This window comes from Pseudoalteromonas sp. TAE56 (assembly GCF_000497955.1).
Lineage (GTDB): Bacteria > Pseudomonadota > Gammaproteobacteria > Enterobacterales > Alteromonadaceae > Pseudoalteromonas.
In genome coordinates, this window is the sequence record NZ_AUTN01000064.1 from 1 (window position 1) to 6,789 (window position 6,789).

A 6,789-nucleotide genomic window follows, 5' to 3' on the forward strand; every position below is an offset into this window, starting at 1 on the left:
ATTCTTTTATCCAACTTTCCTTGGTAGAAGAAGTTGGCTGGGATACCAGGATTTGAACCTGGGAATGCCAGGATCAAAACCTGGTGCCTTACCGCTTGGCGATATCCCAACAAAGAATTCTTTATAATTTTAGTTCTTATAAGAACATGGTGCGGAAAGAGAGACTTGAACTCTCACAACCGAAGTTACTGGAACCTAAATCCAGCGCGTCTACCAATTCCGCCACTCCCGCATCGTTTGTACAATAAAGTACAGGTAGTTATTTTAAACTCTTCATTGAGCTGCAATTTAACTCTTACAGAGCCATTTCTAAAAGAAGAAATGGTGGCTAAGACGGGATTTGAACCTGTGACCCCATCATTATGAGTGATGTGCTCTAACCAGCTGAGCTACTTAGCCATTGTTGGCTGGGATACCAGGATTTGAACCTGGGAATGCCAGGATCAAAACCTGGTGCCTTACCGCTTGGCGATATCCCAACAATAACAATTGATAGTTTTAATTCTTATCAAGAATTATGGTGCGGAAGGAGAGACTTGAACTCTCACATCCTAAGATACTGGAACCTAAATCCAGCGCGTCTACCAATTCCGCCACTCCCGCACACAAGGTAGTTATTTTAAACTCTTCATTGAGCAACAAAAAAATAATGGTGGCTAAGACGGGATTTGAACCTGTGACCCCATCATTATGAGTGATGTGCTCTAACCAGCTGAGCTACTTAGCCATCTTTTTTTGTTAGCACTTCATCGCTGAGTGCGGGGCGTATTATGCTGATATGACCCAAATTCGTCAACACCTTTTTTGCAAAAAAACACTTAACTGTGTTTGTTTGCAGGAAAATTAAGCTAACAGGCTAAAATTTAATAAAAATGCTGTTTTTTTAGCTGCCTTTAAGGCGCGGAATCTTAATTAACCCTGTACTTCTTTCATTAAGCGATATTACAAAGATAGACTAGTTGAGGTTAATTATTATTTTTATAATGCTTAAATACAAAAAAGGCTCGTAAAAACGAGCCTTTAAAAATTATTACCAAGTTAAATTGGTTTAATTTGTACTTATACGTTGAACAAGAAGTTCATTACATCGCCATCTTTAACAATGTACTCTTTACCTTCTTGACGCATCTTACCTGCTTCTTTTGCGCCACTCTCACCTTTAAAGGCAACAAAGTCGTCAAAAGCAATAGTTTGCGCACGAATAAAGCCACGCTCGAAGTCGGTATGGATTTTACCCGCTGCTTGTGGTGCTGTTGCACCTACAGGGATTGTCCATGCGCGTACTTCTTTTACGCCAGCTGTGAAATAAGTTTGTAATTGTAGTAATTCATAACCACCACGAATAACAAGGTTAAGACCCGGCTCTTCTAAACCAAGATCAGCCATAAACTCAAGCTTGTCTTCGTCATCTAGTTCTGAAAGCTCAGATTCGATAGCGGCACATACAGGAACTACAATCGCATCTTCAGCTGCGGCAATAGCGCGTACGCGGTCAAGGTATGGGTTATTTTCAAAACCATCTTCAGCAACGTTTGCAATATACATTGTTGGTTTAATCGTTAAGAAGTTAATAGAACTGATTGCTGCTTTTTCTTCTTTAGTTAGTGCTAGACCACGTAAAGTTAAGCCTTCGTCAAGATGCACTTTTACTTTTTCAAGTACAGCATTTTGCTCTTTAGCGTCTTTATCGCCACCTTTTGCTTTTTTTGAATTACGGAAAAGGGCTTTTTCAGCGCTATCCATATCAGCAAGTACTAACTCAGTGTTGATTACGTCAATATCGTCAGCAGGGTCAATAGTGCCTGCTACGTGGATGATGTTTTCATCTTCAAAACAGCGAACTACGTGGCCAATTGCATCGGTTTCACGAATGTTAGCTAAAAACTGGTTACCAAGGCCTTCACCTTTAGATGCGCCTTTTACTAAGCCAGCAATGTCTACAAATTCCATACTGGTGGTAAGAACTCGTTGAGGGTTTACTATTTTAGCAAGTTCGTCTAGACGAGGATCTGGCACAGGTACCACACCTGTATTAGGCTCAATGGTACAAAAAGGAAAGTTAGCGGCTTCAATACCCGCTTTAGTTAGTGCATTGAAAAGCGTTGATTTACCAACGTTAGGCAAGCCAACGATGCCACATTTAAAACCCATAGTAAGATACCTTGTTTAGATTCGTTTAAACGATGTGCTTGAACCCAAGTTATTAGGGTTTAAACGAATGTAGTCTGTTTTGTGCTTTTAACACACCATCTTTTGCAAGTATTTCCATACAACGAACTGCTTCATCAACAGCAGCATCCATCTTTTCTTGGTCTGCTTTGGCCGCTTTTCCAAGCACCCAACCAGTAACCATTTCACGATGCCCCGGATGACCTACACCAATGCGCAAGCGCATAAAGTCTTTTTGATTTGCCATTTTTGCAATAATGTCTTTTAAACCATTATGACCGCCATGCCCGCCGCCTTTTTTTAATTTGGCAACGCCTGGGTCTAAATCCAATTCGTCATGGGCAACTAAAATGTCCTCGACAGGGATTTTGAAAAAATTAGCTAAACTACCGACCGCTTTACCACTTAAATTCATGTAAGTAGTGGGGATCAATAATTTGAATTCTTGGCCTTGAATGATCACTTTGCCTGTAAGGCCGTGATATTTAGGATCGTATTTTAGGGTGCAGTTGTAGCGTGCAGCGATTTGCTCGATGAACCAAGCACCTGCATTGTGGCGTGTGTTTGCGTATTCGGGGCCTGGATTAGCCAGGCCCACAAGCATTTGAATAGAATTCAAGGTTGCGAGACCTTAAAAATTATTCTGCTGCTGCAGCGTCGTCTTCAACTGGAGCTGCTTTGTTTGCTTTGATAGTCAGGATAGACTGATCATGGCCTTCGCCTTTACCTAAATCTACAGAGCTAACGCCTTTAGGGAAAGTAAGGTCAGAAATATGAACAGAATCGCCAACAACAAACTTAGAAACATCTACTTCAATGAATTCTGGAAGTGCTTTTGGAAGACACGTAATTTCAACTTCAGTTAACTGGTGAACAACAGTTGCGCCAGCTTTAGTTACAATATCTTCACCGATGAAGTGAAGAGGAACTTTAGTTTGAAATTTATGAGTAGCATCTACACGTTGGAAATCAAGGTGAGTAAGCTTAGGCTTGAATGGGTGACGTTGGATATCTTTTAAGATTACTTCAACAGCTTCGCCATCTACGTTAAGCGTAAGGATATGCGTGTAAAAACCTTCGTCTTCTTGTGCTTTGATCATATCTTTATGAGCAAAAGTAAGAGATAAAGCTTCTTTGTCAGCTCCGTAAAGGATTGCAGGAACTTTGTCTTCGCGACGTAGGCGGCGGCTCGCACCAGTACCAGTTTCTACGCGAAGTTCAGCGTTATATGTATAAGTTTTGTTAGACATGATGTCTCCAGTTATTAAAATGTGTAGGGCCTTTGCGACCAAGGTCCCTAGCCAAAAGGCGCGCTATCATACCACCACGCCCAGACAAAATAAACATCGCTTGCAAAAAAAGCGCCAAAAGGCGCTTTTATACTCAGGAATGCTTAATTTTAGTGTTCAAACATCGCTGAGATAGATTCTTCGTTACTAATACGACGAATAGTCTCTGCTAACATGTCAGCAAGCGTAAGTACCTTAATTTTATCAAGGGCTTTAAGCTCGTCAGATAGCGGAATCGAGTCAGTTACAATTACTTCGTCAATCATCGAGTCACGTAAGTTTTCTGCTGCTTTACCCGAAAGAATAGGGTGCGTTGCGTATGCAAATACGCGCTTAGCGCCATGTTCTTTAAGTGCTTCTGCGGCTTTACATAACGTACCACCGGTATCAATCATATCATCTACGATAATACAATCACGACCTTCCACGTCACCAATAATGTGCATTACTTGAGAAACGTTTGCTTGAGGGCGGCGTTTGTCAATGATTGCTAAATCGGTATCGTTTAGTAGTTTTGCAATTGCACGTGCGCGTACAACACCACCAATATCTGGAGATACAACAACGACGTCTTCAAAGTCGCGTTCTTTCATATCTTCAAGTAATACAGGGCTGCCAAATACGTTGTCTACTGGTACATCAAAGAAGCCTTGGATTTGTTCAGCGTGTAAATCAACCGTAAGAACACGGTCAACACCCACACTTGATAAGAAATCGGCAACAACTTTAGCGGTAATTGGAACACGGGCAGAGCGTACACGACGGTCTTGGCGCGCATAACCAAAATAAGGAATGACGGCAGTAATACGACCTGCAGACGCACGACGTAGAGCATCAACCATAACGATAAGTTCCATTAGGTTATCGTTTGTAGGGGCACAGGTTGATTGCAAGATAAAAACGTCCGAGCCACGAACATTTTCATTTATTTGAACACTGATCTCACCGTCGCTAAAACGGCCAACAACAGCATCGCCTAATTCAATATATAAACGTTTTGCAACTTTTTGAGCTAACTCAGGTGTTGCGTTACCAGCGAAGAGCTTCATGTCAGGCACGGTAGGGTTCCTCAGGCACTGAATATTTGGACTAACGGGCAATGATAAATACCACTGCGGGTTAACTTATGATTACTTGTACGTTACTTCATTGATCGAATATGGCGGNAAGCCACAAAACCCTGCCAATTATGGGGGAGATTTTCAAGTACATCTTGTGCTTGAACTTGACTAGCAAATTCGACAAAACAACATGAACCTGTTCCGGTCATCTTCGACGGTGCGTATTTTAGCAACCACTGGAGGGTTTTTTCAACCTCGGGGCAAAGCTTTTTAACTAAAGGCTCACAATCGTTGGTTAAAGTATGGTGTTTCCAATCGCCTATTATTTTTGGTGTGTCGCGTTTTAAATCGGGATGTGTAAATATTTTTGCGGTACTTACATGTTGGTTTGGGTGTACAACGCAGTACCATTTTTGTTTAAGTTTTACTTGGTGTAATTTCTCACCAATACCATGCGCTATGGCGCTTTGCCCTTGTATGAACACCGGAACATCAGCCCCTAATTTAAGTCCTAATTGGGCTAGGATTTCTAAATTTAGTTCTAATTTCCATAATTTATTTAGGGCTAATAAAGTACTTGCAGCGTCGGATGAGCCACCTCCAACACCTCCTCCCATCGGTAAGCGTTTAATTAAATTTATTTTTACACCCAAAGAGGTTTTACTGTGTGTTTGTAATAATAAAGCCGCTTTATAGATGAGATTATCATTTAGGGGTATGTCTTTAGTATCACCACCGACAGAAATACTGCCATCCGTTGTTAGTTCAAAATAAAGCTCATCACCAAAATTTAAAAAAGTAAATAAGGTTTCGAGTTCATGATAACCATCTTCTCGGCGAGCATTAATATGTAAAAATAAATTGAGTTTTGCCGGAGCAATCAGTGAAAAAGAGGTTTTGTTATTCATATTTATTTAAATTGCCAATCGTAGAGTTGAATTTTTATTTTTATTTGTTGATGCTTTAACGTTAGTTTGGTTGGTAACCAATAGCCTGCGTTTTGTATATAAGTGCCGTAATCTATTTGCCATTTTTTACCTGTGTTATCAAACCATAACACTTGCTTTGCACGGCCTAGCTCATCAACGACTAAGCTTTGATCGTCAATGGTGCCTTTAAGCCAATTGTCGGCGTTATCAACCGGGAGTGTAAACCCCGTTAAACGCTTTAAAAGCTCTGCAGCATTAGTATCAAAGTACTCATCGCCGTCAAACTCTAATTCAGCACCATTTGCTGTTTGTTTAAGCGACAAAATACGTGTACCAATAAAGGTAGTTAGTATTAAATTATTGGAATTTGTTGTTTGCTGCCAATTTAAGTTTGCAGATTGACGCTCTTGTGGACTAATAAACGCGAGTTTACCCTCGACCTGCCAAGTTTTTTGAGCAGCTAAACGTGGTTTCCAATCATCATAAAGTGTTGTTTTTGTATCAATTTGATGAGCACAGCCACCTAAAAACAAAAAAAACATGAATAAAATCAAATATTGTCGAATCAAATGTTGTTCCTTACTTTCCATATTCCGCTGATTTTTGGTAAAATTACCGCCTTTGAAGTAGGGCTCAGCAATATTTGGCAAATATGACCATAATAGCACTAGGTATAAATCACAAAACCGCATCCGTAGAATTACGTGAAAAAGTGGCTTTTTCGCCTGAGCAAATTTCAGAGGCGTTGCAACAATTAAGCGGCCATGCCGACTTTAATGAAGCGGTTATTGTATCTACCTGCAATCGAACCGAGATCTATTGTAGCCTCGCTCAGCAAAATTCCCAAACACTGTTGACTTGGCTTGCCAGTTTCCATGGTTTGGATGAACATGAACTGAGTAATAATATTTATTGTCACGAAGGTAATGACGCTATTAACCACTTAATGCGCGTAGCGTGTGGGTTGGATTCTTTGGTGTTAGGGGAGCCGCAAATTTTAGGGCAAATAAAACAATCGTTTTTTAGCGCTAAAACCCACGATGCTGTAGGTGTTACTTTTGATAGATTGTTTCAAAAAACATTTTCGGTGGCTAAACAAGTTAGAACCGAAACAAATATTGGCGCAAGTGCTGTATCGGTTGCATTTGCAGCTGTTAATTTAGCAAAACATATTTACGGCAAGCTTGATAAAACAAACGTTTTATTAATTGGTGCGGGTGAAACTATTGAACTGGTGGCCAAGCATTTATATCAAAATGAGCCACAAAACATTACCGTTGCGAACCGAACTATTGAGCGAGCTCGAAGCTTAGCTGACGAAGTGTCGGCGGATGTAATTGC

7 protein-coding genes and 6 tRNA genes are annotated in these 6,789 nt (G+C 40.6%); 1 reads left to right on the forward strand and 12 read right to left on the reverse strand.

The window, feature by feature from the left end; all coding sequences use genetic code 11:
• Positions 1-34: 34 nt before the first annotated feature.
• From L656_RS0104330 to lolB, 12 genes are all read right to left on the reverse strand, one after another.
• Positions 35-109, reverse strand: a tRNA-Gln gene (locus tag L656_RS0104330).
• A 38-nt stretch (positions 110-147) separates the two neighbouring features.
• Positions 148-232, reverse strand: a tRNA-Leu gene (locus L656_RS0104335).
• A 90-nt stretch (positions 233-322) separates the two neighbouring features.
• Positions 323-399: transfer RNA gene (locus tag L656_RS0104340), tRNA-Met, on the reverse strand.
• Positions 400-404: 5 nt separating this feature from the next.
• Positions 405-479: transfer RNA gene (locus tag L656_RS0104345), tRNA-Gln, on the reverse strand.
• 39 nt (positions 480-518) lie between these two features.
• Positions 519-603 (reverse strand) — tRNA-Leu (locus L656_RS0104350).
• Positions 604-650: 47 nt separating this feature from the next.
• Positions 651-727: transfer RNA gene (locus L656_RS0104355), tRNA-Met, on the reverse strand.
• 332 nt (positions 728-1,059) lie between these two features.
• Entirely contained in the window at positions 1,060-2,151 is a 1,092-nt protein-coding gene (gene ychF, locus L656_RS0104360) for a redox-regulated ATPase YchF (RefSeq protein ID WP_007583951.1), read from the reverse strand.
• A gap of 52 nt (positions 2,152-2,203) precedes the next feature.
• Positions 2,204-2,788: an aminoacyl-tRNA hydrolase gene (gene pth / locus L656_RS0104365; protein WP_007583954.1), complete on the reverse strand. Its 585-nt coding sequence runs from the start codon at positions 2,786-2,788 to the stop codon at positions 2,204-2,206.
• A 19-nt stretch (positions 2,789-2,807) separates the two neighbouring features.
• Positions 2,808-3,419, reverse strand: coding sequence for a 50S ribosomal protein L25/general stress protein Ctc (locus tag L656_RS0104370; RefSeq protein ID WP_008171830.1), 612 nt, complete (start codon positions 3,417-3,419; stop codon positions 2,808-2,810).
• 149 nt (positions 3,420-3,568) lie between these two features.
• The gene (locus L656_RS0104375; protein ID WP_007583957.1) at positions 3,569-4,516 is read right to left on the reverse strand and encodes a ribose-phosphate pyrophosphokinase; all 948 of its coding nucleotides are present in this window, start codon (positions 4,514-4,516) and stop codon (positions 3,569-3,571) included.
• Between the two features lie 83 nt (positions 4,517-4,599).
• The gene (gene ispE, locus L656_RS0104380; protein WP_024598308.1) at positions 4,600-5,427 is read right to left on the reverse strand and encodes a 4-(cytidine 5'-diphospho)-2-C-methyl-D-erythritol kinase; all 828 of its coding nucleotides are present in this window, start codon (positions 5,425-5,427) and stop codon (positions 4,600-4,602) included.
• 2 nt (positions 5,428-5,429) lie between these two features.
• On the reverse strand, positions 5,430-6,017 hold the full coding sequence (gene lolB, locus L656_RS0104385) for a lipoprotein insertase outer membrane protein LolB (protein ID WP_024598309.1): 588 nt from the start codon (positions 6,015-6,017) through the stop codon (positions 5,430-5,432).
• A gap of 83 nt (positions 6,018-6,100) precedes the next feature.
• Between lolB and hemA the strand changes: the two genes are divergently transcribed.
• On the forward strand, positions 6,101-6,789 hold a 689-nt coding region (gene hemA / locus L656_RS0104390; RefSeq protein ID WP_024598310.1), incomplete at its 3' end, for a glutamyl-tRNA reductase.